This is a genomic window from Streptomyces sp. N35, from assembly GCF_016464295.1.
In the GTDB taxonomy this organism is placed as follows: Bacteria; Actinomycetota; Actinomycetes; order Streptomycetales; family Streptomycetaceae; genus Streptomyces.
Genome location: NZ_JAEIMH010000105.1, coordinates 1 through 19580, shown reverse-complemented (window position 1 = coordinate 19580; position 19580 = coordinate 1). Strand labels below are relative to the sequence as shown.

Genomic DNA, 19580 nt, shown 5'->3' with positions numbered 1-19580 from the left:
TTCTTGCCCCCCCCCGGAGCCCCCCCCCCCCCCCCCCCCTCCCCCGCCCCCCTCGGGCCGGGGAAGGGGGCGGTCGTGCGTGCGCCGGTGTGTATCTGCGCACACTCTTCCGCCGCAGGTCAACGCCGAGTTGACGGGTGTTCGCGGTGCGTGGTGGACTTCCGGAGCCAATACGGCAGCAGTAGAGGAAGCCGGTGTGATTCCGGCGCGGTCCCGCCACTGTCACCGGGGAGTTGTCCCCGGGAGCCAGGAACTCTCGCAGCCGTTCACGTCGAACCAGGGCGCGGACACCCTGAGTGAGGACATTTCGCCATGCCAGGCTGCATCGCTCTGCCAAGTACCTCCTGTACGAAGGTTCTTCGAGGCGTATCGGCGGTCTGATCCGTGGGTGCCGATCGCACTTTCGCGTACGGCGCCGCGGCCGGCCTGCTCGGCGATCTGCTCTTCGGCGACCCACGCCGTGGACATCCCGTCGCCGTGTTCGGGCGCGCCGCGAGCGCTGTCGAGCGGGTCCTGTGGCGTGACCACCGGGCCGCCGGAACCCTGCACACCGCCGTCTGCGCGGGTGGTGCGGTGGCGCTCGGAGCGCTGGCCTCCCATGCCATACGCCACTCCCCCGCCGCTTCCGTCGCCCTGACCGCCGCCGCCACCTGGACGGTGGTGGGCGGGACTTCGCTCGTACGCGAAGCACGGGCCGTCGCCGCCGCGCTGGACGCGGGCGAGGTGGCGGCGGCCCTTGAGCGGCTGCCGCATCTGTGCGGCCGTGATCCCCAGGCGCTCGACGAGGCGGGCATCGCGCGCGCCGTGGTCGAGTCGGTCGCGGAGAACACCTCGGACGCCGTGGTGGGCGCGCTGGTCTGGGGTGCGGTGGCAGGGGTGCCCGGGCTGCTCGGGTTCCGGGCCGTGAACACCCTGGACGCGATGGTCGGCCACAAGTCCCCCAAGTACCGGCGCTACGGCTGGGCTTCGGCGCGGCTCGACGACGTGGCGGGGTGGCCTGGTGCCCGCCTGACGGCCGCGCTGGCCGTGCTGGCCGGCGGGGACCCGCGCGGCGCGGTACGGGCGTGGCAGCACGACGCGGGGGCCCATCCGAGCCCCAACGCAGGCCCGGTGGAGGCCTCCTTTGCGGGCGCGCTCGGCGTACGGCTGGGGGGTGTTCTCTCGTACGGGGGTCGAGTGGAGCACCGCCCGGTCCTCAATGACGCCGGGCGCGCCGTCCAAGTGGCGGACATCGAGCGGGCCGTGCGGCTCGCGCGCCGTGTGAACGCGCTGGCGCTCGCGGTGTGTGCGGTAGGCAGTGTGCCTGCGGGCCGGGCACGTCACCGGCTGCGCGGACACCTGCGTACCGGAAGTACAGGAAGTACCGGAAGAGGAGCGTCATGAGCGGTGGGCTGCTGGTCGCCGGGACCACATCGGATGCCGGCAAGAGTGTGGTCACCGCGGGGATCTGCCGCTGGCTTGCGCGACAGGGGGTGAAGGTCGCGCCGTTCAAGGCGCAGAACATGTCCCTCAACTCCTTTGTGACGCGCGAGGGGGCGGAGATCGGCCGGGCGCAGGCGATGCAGGCGCAGGCCGCGCGCGTGGAGCCGACCGCGCTGATGAACCCGGTGCTGCTCAAGCCCGGCAGCGACCGCTCGAGCCAGGTGGTCCTGATGGGCAAGCCGGTGGGCGAGATGAGCGCGCGCGGGTTTTTCGGGGGGTCTGGGGGGTCGTCCCCCGGGGAAAGGCTGCACGGAGGGCGGCAGGAGTCGCTACTCAGGACGGTCGTGGACTGTCTGGAGCAGCTGCGCGCCGAGTACGACGCGGTGATCTGCGAAGGGGCGGGCAGCCCCGCGGAGATCAATCTGCGGCGCACCGACATCGTGAACATGGGGATCGCGCGGGCCTCCCGCTTCCCGGTGGTCGTGGTCGGCGACATCGACCGCGGCGGTGTCTTCGCCTCGTTCTTCGGAACGACGGCGCTCCTGAGCAAGGAGGACCAGGAGCTGGTCGCCGGGTATCTGGTGAACAAGTTCCGCGGGGATGTCTCGCTGCTCGAACCCGGGCTCGACATGCTCAAGGGCCTGACCGGGCGGGCGACTTACGGCGTCCTGCCGTACGCGCACGGGCTCGGCATCGACGAGGAGGACGGGCTGCGAGTGTCGCTGCGCGGCGCCGTGCGCGAGTCGGAGGTGGCGCCGCCGGTCGGCGAGGATCTGCTGCGCGTCGCGGTCTGTGCGATCCCTCTGATGTCCAACTTCACCGATGTGGACGCCCTCGCGGCCGAGCCGGGCGTGGTCGTGCGATTCGTGGACCGGCCGGAGGAGTTGGCCGATGCGGATCTCGTCGTCATCCCGGGAACCCGCGGCACCGTCGCGGCGTTGGAGTGGTTGAGACGGCGGGGATTCGAGAAGGCGCTGGGGCGCAGGGCAGCCGAGGGGCGTCCGATTCTCGGGATCTGTGGTGGATTCCAGATCCTGGGCGAGCACATCGAGGACGAGATCGAGTCCCGCGCGGGAGCGGTGGACGGGCTTGGCCTGCTGCCGGTCCGGGTCCGCTTCCGGCGCGAGAAAACGCTGACGCGTCCAGTGGGCAGGGCACTGGGCGAATTCGTCGAAGGCTACGAGATTCATCACGGGGTCGCCGAAGTGCTCGGCGGGGAGCCGTTCTTGGACGGCTGCCGGGTCGGCGGCGTGTGGGGGACGCACTGGCACGGGTCGCTGGAGAGCGACGCGTTCCGGCGTGCCTTCCTGCGCGCGGTCGCGGCCGACGCGGGCCGGCGTTTCGTGCCCGCGCCCGACACGAGCTTCCATGCGCTGCGCGAGGAGCAACTGGACCGGCTCGGTGACCTCATCGAGGAGCACGCGGACACCGCTGCTCTGCTGCACCTGATCGAGACCGGTGCGCCGCCCGGTCTTCCCTTCATCGCTCCGGGGGCTCCTTCATGACGGTTCTTCTTCTGTCCACCGCCGATACGGATCTGTTGGCGGCGCGGGCATCCGACGCGCCGTATCGCATCGGCAATCCGATGCGCGTGGACGTCTCCGAGGAGCTGCCCGGGCTGCTCGACGGCGCGGACATCGCGGTGGTGCGGCTGCTCGGCGGCAAGCGGGCCTGGGAGGACGGTCTCGCCGCGCTGCGTGCGGCCGGGATACCGACCGTGCTGCTCGGTGGCGAGTCGGTGCCGGACGCGGAGTTGATGGCCGAGTCCTCGGTGCCGGCCGGGGTCGTGGCGGAGGCGCTGCGGTATCTCGTCGAGGGCGGTCCGGGGAACCTGGCCGAGCTGGCGCGTTTTCTGTCGGACACGGTCCTGTTGACGGGTGAGGGGTTCGCCGAGCCGGAGAAGATGCCGGAGTTCGGTCTGCACGGCTCGTATGCCCGCGTGGAGGGGCGGCCGACGGTCGGTGTGCTGTTCTACCGGGCGCATGAACTGTCCGGGAACACCGCGTTCGTGGACACCCTGTGCGAGGCGGTCGAGGACGCGGGCGCCAACGCGCTGCCGGTGTTCTGCGGTTCGCTGCGGGGCGCGGACCCGGCGCTCTACGAGCTGATCGGACGGGCCGACGCGCTGGTGGCGACCGTGCTCGCGGCCGGCGGTACGCATGCGTCCGAGGCGTCGGCGGGCGGGGACGAGGAGGCCTGGGACATCGGCGCGCTCGCCGACCTGAACATCCCTGTGCTGCAAGGGCTCTGCCTCACCTCCTCGCGGGCTGCATGGGAGGCGTCGGACGCCGCGCTCTCCCCCATGGACGCGGCGATGCAGGTGGCGATCCCGGAGTTCGACGGGCGGCTGATCACGGTGCCGTTCTCGTTCAAGGAGCAGGGGCCCGACGAGGTGCCGGTCTACAGGGCCGACCCCGGGCGGGCCGCGCGCGTGGCCGGGATCGCGGTGCGCCATGCGCGGCTCGGGCACAAGCCGAACGCCGAGAAGAAGCTGGGCGTCGTCTTCACCGCGTATCCGACCAAGCACTCCCGGGTGGGCAATGCGGTGGGTCTGGACACGCCTGCCTCCGCGGTGCGGCTGCTCGATGCGCTGCGGGACGCCGGATACGGGGTCGTCGGGTATCCGGCCGAGGGCGACGAGCTGATCCACCGGCTGATCGAGGCCGGCGGACACGACGTGGAGTGGCTGACCGAGGACCAGTTGGCGGCGGCGCCCGCGCGGGTGCCGCTGGCCGACTACCAGGCCTGGTTCGACAAGCTCGATCCCGCATTGCGCGCAGGGATGGTCGAGGCGTGGGGTGAGCCGCCCGGCTCGCTGTACGTCGACGGCGACGACATCGTGCTCGCGTCCCTGCAGTTCGGGAACGTCGTGGTGATGATCCAGCCGCCGCGCGGCTTCGGCGAGAACCCGATCGCGATCTATCACGACCCCGATATGCCGCCCTCGCATCACTACATGGCGGCGTACCGGTGGCTGGAGACGGTCACATCGGAAGGCGGGTTCGGTGCCGACGCGATCGTGCACATGGGCAAGCACGGCACGATGGAGTGGCTGCCCGGCAAGGGCCTCGGTCTGAGCGGGAGTTGCGCGCCGGACGCGGTGCTCGGCGATCTGCCGCTGATCTACCCGTTCATCGTCAACGACCCGGGCGAGGGCACCCAGGCCAAGCGGCGCGGGCATGCCACGGTGGTGGACCATCTGGTGCCGCCGATGGCGCGGGCCGATACGTATGGCGACCTGGCCAAGCTGGAGCAACTCCTCGACGAGTACGCCCTGGTGAGCGATCTCGACCCGGCGAAGGCTCCGGCGGTACGGGCGCAGATCTGGACCCTGGTGAAGGCCGCGGAGCTGCATCACGATCTGCATGTCGACGATCAGCCGGACGACGAGGCGTTCGACGAGTTCGTGATGCATATCGACGGCTATCTGTGCGAGATCAAGGACGTGCAGATCAGGGACGGACTGCACATCCTCGGTGGCGGCCCGGCCGGTGAGGCCCGGGTCAATCTGGTGCTCGCGGTGCTGCGGGCCTCGCAGGTGTGGGGCGGGACGGCGAACGCGCTGCCGGGGCTCCGGGCCTGTCTGGCCGAGCATTTCGGTCTCGTGGAGAAGGAGTTGCTCGCCGAGCCCGGGGCCGCGGTGAAGGTGGCGGACGGGCTGACCTCGCTGGTCGACGGGCCCGCTCGTACGGGCTCGGACGCCCTTGACCTCCTGGAGCAGCTGTGCCGGCGGCTCGCGGAGGGCATGGAGGCCCGGGACTGGCAGCTTTCGGCGGTACGCGCACTCGTGCGGGACGTGATCGGTGTCGAACTGCCGCCCGCGGTGGCCGTGTTGGGCTTCGCGTGCGAGGAGGTCGTGCCGCGGCTCGCCCGTACGACGGACGAGATCGGGCACATTCTGCGGGCGCTCGACGGCGGATATGTGCCGGCCGGTCCGTCCGGATCGCCGACCCGCGGCCTGGTGAACGTGCTGCCGACCGGGCGGAACTTCTACTCGGTCGACCCCAAGGCCATCCCGTCGCGCCTGTCGTGGGAGGTGGGGCAGGCGCTCGCCGACTCGCTCGTGGCGCGGTATCTGACGGACACGGGCGAGTACCCCGAGTCGGTCGGCCTCACCGTGTGGGGCACGTCGGCGATGCGGACGCAGGGCGACGACATCGCGGAGATCCTCGCGCTGCTCGGCTGCCGGCCCGTATGGGACGACGCCTCGCGGCGCGTGACGGGGTTCGAGATCGTTCCGGTCGAGGAGCTGGGGCGGCCGCGTATCGATGTGACCGTGCGCATCTCCGGGTTCTTCCGGGACGCGTTCCCGCATGTGGTGGGGCTGATCGACGATGCGGTGCGGGCGGTGGCGGAGCTCGATGAGCCGGCCTCCTCCAATTACGTGCGGGCGCACGCGGACGAGGACACCGCCGAGCACGGCGACCGGCGGCGCGCGACCGCCCGGATCTTCGGGTCCAAGCCCGGGGCGTACGGGGCCGGTCTGCTGCCGCTGATCGATGCGCGCAACTGGCGCTCGGACGCGGATCTCGCCGAGGTGTACGCGGTGTGGGGCGGCTATGCGTACGGGCGGGGCCTTGACGGTCGGGCGGCGCGCGGGGACATGGAGACGGCGTTCCGGCGGATCGCGGTCGCCGCGAAGAACGTGGATACGCGGGAGCACGATCTCGTCGACGCCGACGACTACTTCCAGTACCACGGCGGCATGGTGGCGATGGTGCGCCATCTGACCGGTGCCTCGCCCGAGGCGTATGTGGGTGACTCGGCCGTGCCGGATCAGGTGAAGACGCGCACCCTCGGGGAGGAGACGCATCGCGTGTTCCGCGCGCGGGTGGTCAATCCGCGGTGGATGGCGGCGATGCGGCGGCACGGCTACAAGGGGGCGTTCGAGATGGCGGCCACCGTGGACTACCTGTTCGGGTACGACGCGACGGCCGGGGTCGTGGACGACTGGATGTACGAGAAGTTGGCGGCGGAGTACGTGTTCTCCGGGGAGAACCAGGAGTTCATGCGGAAGTCCAACCCTTGGGCTCTGCGGGGGATTTCGGAGCGGTTGCTCGAGGCGGCGGAGCGTGGGCTCTGGGCTGAGCCCGATGCTTCGACGCTCGAGCGGCTTCGGGCGCTGTATCTGGAGCTCGAGGGTGACTTGGAGGGGGACGCGTGAGGGCGGGTGCCCTGGCGGCGGTCTTCCCCCCCCCCCCCCCCCCTCCCCGAACCGGGGCTTCTCCCCCAAACCCCCGCATCCGAACTTCGTTCGGATCACCTCAAACGCCGGCGGGGCTGGATGTGCTGCATGTGTCGAAGGTGGAGGCTGCCCTGTGAACACCCCCTATCCCTTTACCGCCCTCGTCGGCCAGGACGACCTGCGGCTTGCTCTCGTGCTCAATGCCGTCTCCCCCGCCGTCGGCGGGGTGCTCGTACGCGGCGAGAAGGGCACCGCCAAGTCGACTGCTGTGCGGGCGCTTTCGGCGTTGCTGCCCGAAGTCGAGGTGGTGCCCGGGTGCAGGTTCTCCTGTGATCCGGCGTCGCCCGACCCGCAGTGTCCGGATGGGCCGCATGACGCCGCCGGAGCCGCAACGCGTGCAGCGCGCATGGTCGAGCTGCCCGTCGGCGCGTCCGAGGACCGGCTCGTCGGGGCGCTCGATATCGAGCGGGCCCTCGCCGAGGGCGTGAAGGCCTTCGAGCCGGGGCTGCTCGCCGACGCCCATCGCGGGATTCTGTATGTCGACGAGGTCAATCTGCTGCATGACCATCTCGTCGACCTGCTGCTGGATGCCGCGGCGATGGGCGCCTCGTACGTGGAGCGTGAAGGTGTGTCCGTACGGCATGCCGCGCGCTTCCTGCTCGTGGGGACGATGAACCCCGAAGAGGGCGAACTGCGGCCGCAGTTGCTCGACCGCTTCGGGCTGACCGTGGAGGTCTCGGCCTCGCGCGAGCCCGACCAGCGGGTGGAGGTCGTCAAGCGGCGTCTCGCCTACGACGCCGATCCGGCCGCCTTCGCCGCGCGCTGGGCCGACGAGGAGCGGGCCGTACGGGCGCGGATCGTGGCCGCACGGGCGCTGCTGCCCTCCGTGCGTCTCGGGGACGGGGTGCTGCGGCAGATCGCGGCGACCTGTGCGGCCTTCGAAGTCGACGGGATGCGGGCCGACATCGTGATGGCCCGTACGGCCACGGCGCTCGCGGCCTGGGCGGGGCGTGAGGACGTCACGGCCGAGGACGTACGGCAGGCCGCGCTGCTCGCGCTGCCGCACCGGCGCCGGCGCAATCCCTTCGACGCACCGGGCCTTGACGAGGACAAACTCGACGAGACGCTGGAGGAGTTCGGCCCCGAAGAACCCGAAGAGCCCGGGGAACCCGGCGAGCCCGAGGAGGGCGAAGGGGGCGAGGCCCCCGAGGGGCCGGGCGGAGGTGGAGCCCGGGGAGGGGGCGGCGGCCAGCCGCCCGAGGACGACGGCCCGCAGCTGCCGGGTCAGGCGCGGTCCGAGCAGGACCGCGACCGGCAGGACCCGTCCGAGAGCGAGCAGCCGCAGGGCTCCCCCGGCGCCGGTGAACAGCGGCCCGCCGCTGCCGCCGAGCCGTTCCGCACCAAGCTGCTCAGCGTGCCCGGCACTGGGGCCGGAGCGGCCGGGCGCCGGTCGCGGGCGCGGGCCGACCATGGGCGCACGACCGGGGCGCGCCGGCCTCGCGGGGCGCTCACCAAGCTGCCCTTGGCGGCCACCGTGCAGGCCGCCGCGCCTCATCAGCGGGCGCGCGGGCGTGCGGGGCGCGGCCTCGTCGTGCGCAGGGACGATCTGCGGCAGGCGGTACGGGAAGGGCGCGAGGGCAATCTCGTGCTGTTCGTCGTGGACGCCTCCGGCTCGATGGCCGCGCGGCAGCGGATGAGCGCGGTGAAGGGCGCTGTCCTTTCGCTGCTGCTCGACGCGTACCAGCGCCGGGACAAGGTGGGTCTGGTGACCTTCCGCGGTGCGGCCGCGGAGGTCGCGCTGCCCCCGACGTCTTCGGTGGACGCCGCCGCCGTACGCCTGGAAGCACTGCCCACCGGTGGACGCACCCCGCTCGCGGCCGGGCTCCTCAAGGCGCACGAGGTGCTGCGGGTGGAGCGGCTGCGCGATCCCCTACGCAGGCCGCTGGTCGTGCTCGTGACCGACGGGCGCGCCACCGGCGGGCCCGAGCCCGTGGCGCACGCGGCGCGTGCGGCCGAGCTGTTCGCGGCCGAGTCGATCGCCTCGGTGACCGTCGACTGCGAGTCGGGGCCGGTACGGCTCGGGCTCGCCGGTCAGCTGGCGCAGGGACTCGGCGGCTCCGTCGTCACCCTCGACGAGCTGCGCGCGGACTCACTCGCCGGGCTCGTCAAGGACGTTCAGGACCACAGGAACCGGAGGGCCGCCTGATGCCCCAGGGACAGCCGGCCGTCGTGCCGGACGACGGGCTCACCACACGCCAGCGCCGCAACCGCCCGCTGGTCGTGGTGCACACCGGGATCGGCAAGGGGAAGTCGACGGCCGCGTTCGGGCTTGCGCTGCGGGCCTGGAACCAGGGCTGGCCGATCGGGGTGTTCCAGTTCGTCAAGTCGGCGAAGTGGAAGGTCGGCGAGGAGAACGCGCTGCGCGTGCTCGGGGCGTCCGGCGAGGGCGGCCCGGTCGACTGGCACAAGATGGGCGAGGGCTGGTCCTGGATCCAACGGGCGCCCGCCGACGGCGAGATGAGCAACGAGGACAAGGCCCGCGAGGGCTGGGAGCAGGTCAAGCGCGACCTGGCCGCCGAGACGTACAAGCTCTATGTGCTCGATGAGTTCGCTTACCCGATGCACTGGGGGTGGATCGACACCGACGAGGTGGTCTCCGTCCTCAAGGACCGGCCCGGCACGCAGCATGTGGTGATCACCGGGCGCAATGCTCCGGCGGCGCTCGTGGAGTACGCGGACCTCGTCACGGACATGTCCAAGGTCAAGCACCCGATGGACGCCGGGCAAAAGGGCCAGCGGGGCATCGAATGGTGACCGCGGTCCCGCGCCTGGTGATCGCCGCGCCTTCGTCCGGCAGTGGCAAGACGACCGTGGCGACCGGTCTGATGGCCGCGTTCACGGCGGCCGGTCTGAAGGTGTCCCCGCACAAGGTCGGGCCCGACTACATCGACCCGGGCTATCACGCGCTGGCCACGGGCCGGGTCGGCCGGAATCTGGACTCCTACCTGTGCGGTACGGAGCTGATCGCGCCGTTGTTCGCCCATGGGGCGCGTGGGTGCGATCTCGCCCTGGTGGAGGGCGTGATGGGTCTGTACGACGGCGCGTCGGGGCAGGGCGAGCTGGCCTCGACCGCCCAGATCGCCAAGCTGCTGCGGGCGCCCGTGGTCCTGGTCGTGGACGCGTCGTCGCAGGCGCGGTCCGTGGCGGCGCTGGTGCACGGGTTCGCCTCCTGGGATCCGCAGGTGCGGGTTGCCGGCGTGATCCTCAACAAGGTCGGCTCGGACCGTCACGAGGAGCTGCTGCGGGATGCGCTGGACGAGGCCGGGGTTCCGGTCTTCGGTGCACTGCGGCGCGTGCCCCAAGTGAGCCAGCCCTCGCGGCACTTGGGCCTGATCCCGGTCGCCGAGCGCTCGGCGGAGGTCGTCGAGTCGGTGGCCGCGCTGGCCGAACAGGTGCGCCAGGGCTGCGATCTGGAGGGGCTGCGCGCGCTGGCCCGCAGCGCACCCGCGCTGGATGCCGAACCGTGGTCGCCGGACACGGCTCTGGACGCGGGGCTTGCGGCGGCTCCGGGCAAGACGCCGGGCGCCGGGCACGGGGCCGGCGCGGAGATCGCGGCGAGCGCCGTGTCCGTACCGTCGAGGGCGGGGCGCAACCCCGTCGTCGCGCTCGCCGCCGGACCGGCGTTCACCTTCTCGTACGCCGAACAGACCGAGCTGCTGACCGCGGCCGGTGCCGAAGTCGTTCCGTTCGACCCGCTCCACGACGAGCAACTCCCGGACGGGACGCGGGGCCTGGTGATCGGCGGCGGGTTTCCCGAGGTCTACGCGCCGGACCTCTCCGCCAACGAGGCGCTGCGCAAGACCGTGGCCGACCTGGCGGCCGGCGGCGCGCCGGTGGCCGCGGAGTGCGCCGGGCTCCTGTACCTCGCGCGCTCCCTGGACGGGCAGCCCATGTGCGGGGTGCTCGACGCCGAGGCACGGATGACGGAGCGGCTGACGCTCGGCTACCGGGAGGCCGTCGCCGTATCGGACAGCGTCCTCGCGCAGGCCGGGACGCGCGTGCGGGGGCACGAGTTCCACCGCACGGTGATCGAGCCGGGTGCGGGGGCGGTGCCCGCCTGGGGCATGCACGCCCCGGAGCGCAGGGTCGAAGGATTCGTACACCAGGGCGTGCACGCCAGCTATCTGCATACGCATGCGGCTGCGCTGCCCTTTGCCGCCCGCAGGTTCGTGGAGAGGTGCACGCAGTGGACAGCGCAGTGAGCCGCAGGCTCATCGGGGTCGGAGTGGGCCCCGGGGACCCCGAGTTGGTGACAGTCAAGGGCGTACGGGCGCTGCGCGAGGCCGATGTCGTGGTGGTGCCGGTGATGGCGGCCGCGGACGGTTCGGACGGCGGGGAGCCGGGCCGTGCCGAGACGACGGTCCTCGCGTACGTGGCGCGCGAGAAGGTCGTCCGCGTGGTGTTCGCGCTCAATGAGCGCTCCGACCGCGGGCGCCGCGAGGCGGCCTGGGACGCGGCGGGGGCCCGTGTGGCGGAGCTGCTCGCGGAGCACCCCACGGTCGCGTTCGCGACGATCGGGGACCCCAATGTGTACTCGACGTTCACCTATCTCGCGCAGACCATCGCGGAGCTCGCGCCGGACGTGGCCGCCGAGACCGTGCCCGGGATCACGGCGATGCAGGACCTCGCGGCGCGCAGCGGCGCCGTACTGACCGAGGGCACCGAGCCGTTGACGCTGGTGCCGGTGACCGCGGGGTCGGCGGCGCTCAAGGATGCCCTTGACGGTCCCGGCACGGTCGTGGCGTACAAGTTCGGCCGGCTCGCCGGTGAAGTGGCCACCGCGCTGCGGGAGTCGGGGCGCACCGAGGGTGCGGTGTGGGGTTCGGCGCTCGGCCTCGACCAGGAGTCGATCCGCCCGGCGAGCGAGCTGGCCGAGGGTCCGCTGCCGTATCTCTCGACACTGATCGCCCCGGCGCGGCGCGGGGACGGGCGGGGAGGGAAGCTGTGACGGCCGCCCCGGGCGCCTCACTCCGCCGCGCCCACCACCAGCCAGATGAAGCCCACGCCCGCGATGGTGCACAGGACCGTCGACTTGGCGGGGTGGTCGTGGTGCGCCTCGGGCAGGATCTCGGCCGCGGCCAGGTAGAGCAGCGCACCGCCGAAGAAGCCGAGGTAGGCGCCGAGCAGTTCCTCGGGCATCGTGAACAGCAGGGTGGACGCCGCACCGACCACCGGCGCGGCGGCGTCCGCGAAGAGCATGGCGACGGCCCGGCGGCGGGCGTTCCCGTAAAGACGCGTGATCGTGTACGTGTTGAAGCCGTCCGCGAAGTCATGGGTGATGACGGCGAGCGCGACGGTCAGGCCCATCGCGTTGCCCGCCTGGAACGCGGCGCCGATCGCGATCCCGTCCATCAGGCTGTGCCCGACCATCGCGGACGCGGCGCCGAGGCCGACCTGCGGGACGCGTTCGCCGTCGGCGCCGTGGGCGGCCTGGCGCAGGGCGAGCAGGCGTTCCAGGAGATGGGCGGTGAGGAGGCCGCCGACGAACAGCAGCAGCGCCTCCGGTACGCCCCAGATCTCGCGGCCCGCGGCGTGCATCGCCTCGGGCAGCAGATCGAGGCCGACCACGCCGAGCATCAGGCCGCCGGCCAGACCGAGGACGAGATGACGGCGGTCGGTGACGCGCTGCGCCGTCCAGCCGCCGACCAGCGTCATGAGGAACGCGCCGAGCGCGACGAACACCGCCATGCGCCTTTGCTAGCCGATCATGCGGGCCGTCGCGCGTACGGCTCGCCGCGAGCGGCCCAGGGCACCCCGGACGGGTTGCGCCGCGGGCCGTCCCGACGCCCCGTCACCCACAGCTGAGTCACCACCGAACCATCTGGAAGGACCCCCACCCATGGCAACCGAGGACGCTTCCGTGACCGGCAAGGTCACCTTCGTCGGCGCGGGGCCCGGCGCCGCCGATCTGCTGACGTTCCGGGCGGCGCGGGCCATCGCGGACGCGGACATCGTGATCTGGGCGGCAAGCCTGGTGCAGGCCGAAGTCCTTGAACACGCCCGCGCGGACGCCGAGATACTCGACTCCGCGACGATGTCCCTGGAGGACGTGGTCGCGGTGTACGAGCGGGCGCTGCGGGACGGTCTCGAGGTGGCGCGGATCCACTCCGGGGACCCGGCGCTGTGGGGCGGTACGCAGGAGCAGCTGGACCGCTGCACCGCGCTCGGCCTGGAGACCGAGATCGTGCCCGGGGTGTCCGCGTTCTCCGCGGTGGCCGCGCTCGCGCAGCGCGAGCTGACCATTCCCGAGGTGGCCCAGTCGGTGGTCCTGACGCGGCTCGGCGGCGGCAAGACGCCGATGCCGCCGGGCGAGGAGGTACGGGAGTTCGCGCGGCACGGCACGACCATGGCCATCTTCCTGTCGGCCGCGCGCTCGGGGCAGTTGGTGCGTGAGCTGCTCGAAGGCGGTTATCCGACGTCGACGCCCGTCGTGGTGGCCTATCAGGCGACCTGGCCCGAGGAGCTGATCGTGCGCTGCACGGTCGGCACCCTCGAGGAGACGGTCAAGGAGCACAAGCTCTGGAAGCACACGCTGTTCCTGGTCGGCCCCGCTCTCGATGCCTCGGGGACGCGCTCGCATCTGTACCACCCCGGTCACTTCCACGGGTATCGCAAGGCCGATCCGGAGGCCCGCAGGGCACTTCGGACGCAAGGTGCCGGGTCATGACGAGCGGTCAGAGCGTGACGAGCGGTCAGGGCATGACGAGTGGGCGGGGCATGACAAGTGGGCGGGGCATGACGACCGTGGCCACGGGTGCGCTCGCGGTCATCGGCATGGGCGCGGGCGGTGCGCCGCTGGATGCCCGCGCCCGCGAACTGCTCGACGGCGCCACGGTGGCCGTCGGCGGCAAACGGCATCTGGACGCGGTCGGCCTCCGGGCCGGCGTGGAGCGGATCGAGCTCGGTCCGCTCGCGCCCGCGCTCGATCTGATCGCCGAGCGCCTCGCGGGCGAGAACGTACGCGTGGTCGTGCTCGCCTCCGGCGATCCCGGATTCTTCGGGATCGTACGGGCGTTGGCGGACCGCTTCGGGCCGGATGCCCTGGAGATACGGCCGGGGGTGTCCTCCGTCGCGGCGGCCTTCGCGAAGGCGGGCCTTCCGTGGGACGACGCCGTGGTGGTGAGCGCGCACGGCCGCGATCTGCGTACGGCCGTGAACGTCTGTCGTGCGCACCCCAAGACGGCGGTGCTCACGGGCCCGGGCGCGGGTCCCGCCGAACTCGGTGCGGAGCTGGTCCACCGGGCCGTGGACCGGGTGTTCCTGGTGGCCACGGCCCTCGGCGACCCCGAGCACGAGCGGCTCGAGCGGGTCACGCCCGCACAGGCGGCCGAGCGGGAGTGGGACACGGTCGGCGTGGTGCTCTGCCTGGACGAGGCGCGGGCGCTTTCGCCGGTACGCACGGTGGCCGGACCCCGGCCGACGCCCGGCCGATGGGCGCTCGACGAAGGCGAGTTCGCACACCGTGACTCGATGATCACCAAGTTCGAGGTACGGGCCCTCGCGCTGGCCCGGATCGGTCCACGGACCGGTGACTTCGTGTGGGACGTGGGCGCCGGATGCGGATCCGTGGCGATCGAATGCGCCCGCTTCGGGGCGGCCGCGGTGGCCGTGGAGAAGACCGCGGACGGCATCGAGCGGATACGGGCCAATGCCACCGCGCACGGTGTGGACGTACGTCCGGTGCACGGCTCGGCGCCCACCGTGCTGTCCCATCTCGCCGATCCCGACGCGGTGTTCATCGGCGGAGGCGGCCGTGAGCTGCCCGGAATCGTGAAGGCGTGCGCCCGGCGGGCGCGGCGCACTGTCGTCGTCGCCCTGGCCGCGCTCGACCGGGTGCCGCAGGTGCGGGCCGCGCTGGCGGAGGCCGGGTTCACCTGCGACGGCGTACTGCTGCAGTCCTCGCGCCTCGCGCCGCTGCCCGGCGAGGTCACCCGGCTCGCGGCCACGAACCCGGTGTTCGTGCTGTGGGGCGACCGGGTCGGTGCAGGCTCCTCGTCCGTGTCCGGCGAGGGCGAGGCACGGCGGCGCAGGGCTCTGGCACAAGGACCCTCCCCGGCACTCGGCGCCCCTTCGGGGGCGCCCGCACCACAAGGGCAGCCCGGGCTCCGCCCGCACCCGAACCCCCTGGCAGAACCGCGAGAAGGAGCAGTCAAGTGATCGGCCTCATTTCCGCCACGACAGCCGGGGCGTCGGCGTGCGCACGGCTCGCCGCGGCCTGGCCCGGGCGGGTCCGGGTGTACGAGGGCCCGGTGGGTCCTTCCGCACAGCGGGCGTTCGGCGAGTGCGAGCAGCTGGTCTGCTTCCTCGCCACGGGCGCGACGGTACGGCTGCTCGCGCCGCTGCTCACGGACAAGGCGTCCGACCCGGGTGTCGTATGCGTGGACGAGGCGGGCCGCTTCGCGGTGTCGCTGGTCGGCGGGCACGGGGGCGGGGCGAACGCACTGGCCCAGCAGGTGGCCGAGGTGCTCGGCGCCCAGGCGGTGGTGACCACGGCGACGGATGCCGTGGGCGTGCCCGGCCTCGACACGCTGGGGATGCCGCTGGAGGGCGATGTGGCGGGGGTGAGCCGGGCGATGCTCGACGGTGAACTCGTCGAACTGATCGCGGACTTCGGCTGGCCGCTGCCTGCGCTGCCGCCCAACGTGCGGCGCTCGCACGCCGCCGGGGGGACCCATCCGGCGGACGCACCGCCGCACGCGTCGGCAGCGGACCTTGCTGCGGATGCCGGTGCCGCCGCCTGGGCGCCGAGCACCTCGGCCACCCGCCTGCGCCTCACCGACCTCGCCACGGCCCAACCGGCCGAGCGCGAGGCCGTGTTGCGTCCTCCGTCGCTGGTTGTCGGTGTGGGTGCTTCCAAGGGTGCTCCGGTGGACGAGGTCCTGGCGCTCATCGAGGGCACCCTCGCCGACGCCGGCCTCAGCCCGCGCTCGGTCGCCCGTCTCGCCACCGTCGACGCCAAGGCCGAGGAGCCCGGGATCGTCGAAGCGGCCGGACGGCTCGGTGTCCCGCTTGTCACCTACTCCCCCGAGCAGCTCGCCGCCGTCCCCGTGCCCAACCCCTCCGACGCACCGCTGACCGCCGTCGGCACCCCGTCCGTCGCCGAGGCCGCGGCCCTCGTCGAGGGCGCCCAACTGCTCGTACCGAAAAGGAAGTCGGCGCCCGAGGGCCGCCCCGCCATGGCCACGTGCGCCATCGCCCGCCGGGCGCCGCGCGGCCGGCTCGCCGTCGTCGGGCTCGGTCCCGGCGCGCGGGATCTGCTCACCCCGCGCGCCAAGGATGAACTGCGGCGTGCCGCCGTCCTGGTGGGTCTCGACCAGTACGTGGACCAGATCCGCGATCTGCTCAGGCCCGGCACCGTGGTCCTGGAGTCGGGGCTCGGCGCCGAGGAGGAGCGGGCCCGTACCGCCGTCGCCGAGGCCCGCAAGGGGCAGGCCGTGGCGCTGATCGGCTCGGGTGACGCGGGCGTCTACGCGATGGCCTCGCCCGCGCTGGCCGAGGCGAGCGACGACATCGACGTCGTCGGGGTGCCGGGCGTGACCGCCGCCCTCGCGGCCGGCGCGCTGCTCGGGGCGCCGCTCGGCCATGACCACGTCTCCATCAGCCTCTCCGATCTGCACACGCCCTGGGAGGTGATCGAGCGCCGGGTGCGCGCCGCCGCCGAGGCGGATCTCGTCGTGACCTTCTACAACCCGCGCAGCCGGGGCCGCGACTGGCAGCTCCCGAAGGCGCTGACCCTGCTCGCGGAGCACCGGGCGCCGCGCACCCCGGTGGGCGTGGTCCGCAACGCCTCGCGTGTGGACGAGTCCGTTCGCCTGACCACACTTGCCGCACTCGACCCGGCGACCGTCGACATGATGACCGTGGTCACGGTCGGCAACACGGCCACGCGTGAGATAGCCGGCCGGATGGTGACCCCGCGCGGTTACCGGTGGCAGCAGGACCCCGACGCACCGGCGCTCACCGGGACGGAGGCGGGCCGATGAGTACCCGTGTCGTGCACCCCATCGAGCAGGAGTCGTTCCGCAGGCTGCGCACCCGCCTGGACACCTCGCACTTCCCGCCGCTGACCCGGGCGGTGGTCGAGCGGGTCATCCACTCGGCTGCCGATCTCGACTACGCCACGGATCTCGTAACCGACGAGGCCGCGCTCGTGCCCGCGCATGCGGCGCTGCACGCGGGTGCACCCGTGGTCGTGGACGTGGAGATGGTCGCGGCGGGCATCACCCGGCGCGAGACGGTCTGCCGTCTCAAGGACGCCAAGTCCGGTCCTGAGCTGACTCGTTCGGCGCATGCCATCCGCCTGGCGTACGAGCAGGTGGGGCCCGGTGCGCTGTGGGTGATCGGCTGTGCGCCCACCGCGCTCGAAGAGCTCCTGACGCTCGATGCCGACCCGGCTCTCGTGATCGGACTGCCCGTCGGATTCGTCGGCGCGGCCGAGTCCAAGGCGGCGCTGCGCGAGAGCGGACTGCCCGCGGTCAGCAACGTGTCCGAGAAGGGCGGCTCGGCCGTGGCCGCCGCGGCGCTCAACGCCCTGCTGTACCACCCCGTTCACACCCCTGAGCAAGACCCTCAGCACGACCCCCGTACGAAGGAGAACCAGTGACCACCGCTCCCGCCCTGCTCGTCGCAGGACATGGCACCCGGGACGACGCCGGGGCCGAGGCCTTCCGCGATTTCGTACGCGAGTTGGGGCGTCGCCACCCCGAACTGACCGTCGCGGGCGGCTTCATCGAGCTCTCGCCGCCACCGCTCGGCGAGGCGGTGACGGAGCTGGTGGCGCAGGGCGTACGGAGGTTCGCCGCCGTTCCGCTGATGCTGGTGTCGGCCGGGCACGCCAAGGGCGACATACCGGCGGCGCTGGCCCGTGAGAAGGAGCGGCACCCGGGGATCTCGTACACCTACGGCCGTCCGCTCGGCCCGCACCCCTCGCTGCTCGCGGTCCTCGAGCGGCGGGTCGACGAGGTGCGCGGCGACTGGGCGCGCGAGGACGTCACGGTGCTGCTTGTCGGACGGGGTTCGACGGACCCGGACGCCAACGCGGAGGTGCACAAGGCCGCGCGGCTGTTCTGGGAAGGCCGCGGATACGCGGGCGTGGAGACGGCGTTCGTCTCGCTCGCGGCGCCGGATGTGCCGGGCGGGCTCGACCGGTGCGTGAAGCTGGGCGCGCGGCGGGTGATCGTGCTGCCGTACTTCCTGTTCACCGGGATTCTGCCGGTGCGCGTGCGGCAGCAGGCCGAGGGGTGGGCCGATGCGCACCCGGAGATCGAAACGCGGTGCGCCGAAGTGATCGGTCCGGAGCCGGAGTTGCTCGATCTCGTGATGGAGCGCTACCGGGAGGCCCTCAAGGGCGATCTGCGGATGAACTGCGACTCCTGTGTGTACCGCATCGCGCTCCCGGGCTTCGAGGACAAGGTGGGGCTGCCGCAGCAGCCGCACTTCCACCCGGATGACGACGGGCACCACCATCACCACGGCGCGGGTCACCACCATGGTCATGCGCACGCGCACTGAGGCGGTGGGCGGCGGAGCCGATCCGGCGGTGGACGGCCCGTACGACCTGCGGCATCACGGGGATGCCGAGGTGCGCGACGGCGCGCTGACCGACCTTGCCGTCAACGTCCGAACGGGGACGCCTCCGCAGTGGCTCCGGGACGAGGCCGCCGGCTCGCTCGGTGCGCTCGCCGCCTACCCGGACGGGCGGGCGGCGCGCGCCGCGGTGGCGGCGCGGCACGGTGTGGGTCCTGAGCGGGTGCTGCTCACGGCGGGCGCGGCGGAGGCGTTCGTGCTGCTCGCGCGAGCCCTGGAAGCGCGGCACCCGGTGGTGGTGCACCCGCAGTTCACGGAGCCGGAGGCGGCTCTGAGGGATGCGGGGCATGCGGTGGGGCGGGTCCTGTTGCCCGCTGCCGACGGCTTCCGCCTCGACCCGGCCGCCGTACCCGACGCGGCGGATCTCGTCGTCCTGGGCAATCCGACCAATCCCACGTCCGTTCTGCACCCCGCGCGCACCGTGGCCGAACTGGCCCGCCCCGGGCGGGTCCTGGTGGTCGACGAGGCGTTCATGGACGCGGTACCCGGCGAGCGGGAGTCCCTCGCCGGACGGACCGACGTGCCCGGCCTTGTGGTGCTGCGGAGCCTGACGAAGACGTGGGGGCTCGCGGGTCTGCGGATCGGGTACGTCCTGGCCGACCCCACGCTCATCGCCTCGCTGGAACGGGCCCAGCCGCTCTGGCCGGTGTCGACGCCGGCGCTTGCCGCGGCGGCGGCCTGTATGCGGCCACAGGCGCTGGCGGAGGCGGAGAGTGCTGCGCGGCAGTACAGGGCGGACCGGGCGTATCTGCTGGCAGGGCTGCGGGAGTTCGCCGAGGTGTCGGTGGCCGGGGAGCCGGCCGGGCCCTTCGTACTGCTGCGGCACGCGCGGGCCGCGGAGGTCCGTGCGCGGCTGCGCGAAGCCGGCTTCGCGGTGCGCCGTGGCGATACGTTTCCGGGGCTCGGGCCGCAGTGGCTGCGCGTGGCGGTACGGGACCGGGGGACGGCGGACCGGTTTCTGCGGGCGTTGGCGGCTGTCGGGGTGCGGTAGGGGCGGGTTGTGATGCGGCTGCGGCGCCGGGGTGCGGTAGGGGCGGGTTGTGATGCGGCTGCGGCGCCGGGGTGCGGTAGGGGTGGGTTGTGATGCGGCTGCGGCGCCGGGGTGCGGCCGGGTGGGCTTCGTCCGGATCGCCGCGAACGCCGGCGGGCCGAACCGAGCGGCGAGGGAAGGACGGCACAGGGAGTTCCGCCCTTCCCCCGCTCAAGCCCCGTACAGCTCAAGGGAGTTCACTGCAGGGACGCTCCGGGGCCGCCGAGGCGGCCGGGAGGGGCCCCGGGGCGCGGGGCGCCCGGGGGGGGGGGGGGGGCCGGGGCGGCGGGCGGGGGG

General features: G+C 72.8%; 14 protein-coding genes and 1 riboswitch. Of the genes, 13 read left to right on the top strand and 1 reads right to left on the bottom strand.

The window, feature by feature from the left end; all coding sequences use genetic code 11:
- Positions 1-183 precede the first annotated feature (183 nt).
- A riboswitch (cobalamin riboswitch) is annotated at positions 184-256 on the top strand.
- 128 nt (positions 257-384) lie between these two features.
- The 7 genes from JAO81_RS36785 to cobI all read left to right on the top strand — a co-directional run bounded on the left by JAO81_RS36785 (position 385) and on the right by cobI (position 11615).
- Positions 385-1383 carry a cobalamin biosynthesis protein gene (locus tag JAO81_RS36785; protein WP_199552344.1) on the top strand — a complete coding sequence of 333 codons (999 nt, stop codon included), beginning with the start codon at positions 385-387 and terminating at the stop codon, positions 1381-1383.
- Positions 1380-2927 carry a cobyric acid synthase gene (locus JAO81_RS36780; protein WP_199552343.1) on the top strand — a complete coding sequence of 516 codons (1548 nt, stop codon included), beginning with the start codon at positions 1380-1382 and terminating at the stop codon, positions 2925-2927. The genes JAO81_RS36785 and JAO81_RS36780 overlap by 4 nt, the downstream gene beginning before the upstream one ends.
- Entirely contained in the window at positions 2924-6586 is a 3663-nt protein-coding gene (gene cobN / locus JAO81_RS36775) for a cobaltochelatase subunit CobN (protein WP_199552342.1), read from the top strand. Before JAO81_RS36780 ends, cobN begins: the two co-directional genes overlap by 4 nt.
- Positions 6587-6740: 154 nt before the next feature.
- Entirely contained in the window at positions 6741-8813 is a 2073-nt protein-coding gene (locus JAO81_RS36770) for a putative cobaltochelatase (RefSeq protein WP_199552341.1), read from the top strand.
- Positions 8813-9421, top strand: coding sequence for a cob(I)yrinic acid a,c-diamide adenosyltransferase (cobO, locus tag JAO81_RS36765; RefSeq protein WP_199552340.1), 609 nt, complete (start codon positions 8813-8815; stop codon positions 9419-9421). Before JAO81_RS36770 ends, cobO begins: the two co-directional genes overlap by 1 nt.
- Positions 9415-10869: a cobyrinate a,c-diamide synthase gene (locus JAO81_RS36760; protein ID WP_199552339.1), complete on the top strand. Its 1455-nt coding sequence runs from the start codon at positions 9415-9417 to the stop codon at positions 10867-10869. The genes cobO and JAO81_RS36760 overlap by 7 nt, the downstream gene beginning before the upstream one ends.
- Positions 10866-11615, top strand: coding sequence for a precorrin-2 C(20)-methyltransferase (cobI, locus tag JAO81_RS36755; RefSeq protein WP_199552354.1), 750 nt, complete (start codon positions 10866-10868; stop codon positions 11613-11615). Before JAO81_RS36760 ends, cobI begins: the two co-directional genes overlap by 4 nt.
- Positions 11616-11632: 17 nt before the next feature.
- On the opposite strand, the gene JAO81_RS36750 is transcribed toward cobI, so the two are convergent.
- Positions 11633-12355 (bottom strand): ZIP family metal transporter, encoded by a 723-nt coding sequence (locus JAO81_RS36750; RefSeq protein WP_199552338.1) that lies wholly within the window; start codon positions 12353-12355, stop codon positions 11633-11635.
- A 151-nt stretch (positions 12356-12506) separates the two neighbouring features.
- Here JAO81_RS36750 and cobM point away from each other — a divergent pair, with 151 nt between their 5' ends.
- From cobM to cobC, 6 genes are all read left to right on the top strand, one after another.
- Complete coding sequence (gene cobM / locus JAO81_RS36745; protein WP_199552337.1) at positions 12507-13334, top strand: precorrin-4 C(11)-methyltransferase; 828 nt, start codon at positions 12507-12509, stop codon at positions 13332-13334.
- 68 nt (positions 13335-13402) lie between these two features.
- Complete coding sequence (gene cbiE, locus JAO81_RS36740; protein WP_199552353.1) at positions 13403-14824, top strand: precorrin-6y C5,15-methyltransferase (decarboxylating) subunit CbiE; 1422 nt, start codon at positions 13403-13405, stop codon at positions 14822-14824.
- On the top strand, positions 14821-16650 hold the full coding sequence (gene cobJ / locus JAO81_RS36735) for a precorrin-3B C(17)-methyltransferase (protein ID WP_199552336.1): 1830 nt from the start codon (positions 14821-14823) through the stop codon (positions 16648-16650). The genes cbiE and cobJ overlap by 4 nt, the downstream gene beginning before the upstream one ends.
- On the top strand, positions 16647-17270 hold the full coding sequence (locus JAO81_RS36730) for a precorrin-8X methylmutase (protein ID WP_199552335.1): 624 nt from the start codon (positions 16647-16649) through the stop codon (positions 17268-17270). Before cobJ ends, JAO81_RS36730 begins: the two co-directional genes overlap by 4 nt.
- On the top strand, positions 17267-18178 hold the full coding sequence (locus JAO81_RS36725) for a sirohydrochlorin chelatase (RefSeq protein ID WP_199552334.1): 912 nt from the start codon (positions 17267-17269) through the stop codon (positions 18176-18178). The genes JAO81_RS36730 and JAO81_RS36725 overlap by 4 nt, the downstream gene beginning before the upstream one ends.
- Positions 18162-19244 (top strand): Rv2231c family pyridoxal phosphate-dependent protein CobC, encoded by a 1083-nt coding sequence (gene cobC / locus JAO81_RS36720; RefSeq protein WP_199552333.1) that lies wholly within the window; start codon positions 18162-18164, stop codon positions 19242-19244. The genes JAO81_RS36725 and cobC overlap by 17 nt, the downstream gene beginning before the upstream one ends.
- Positions 19245-19580 lie beyond the last annotated feature (336 nt).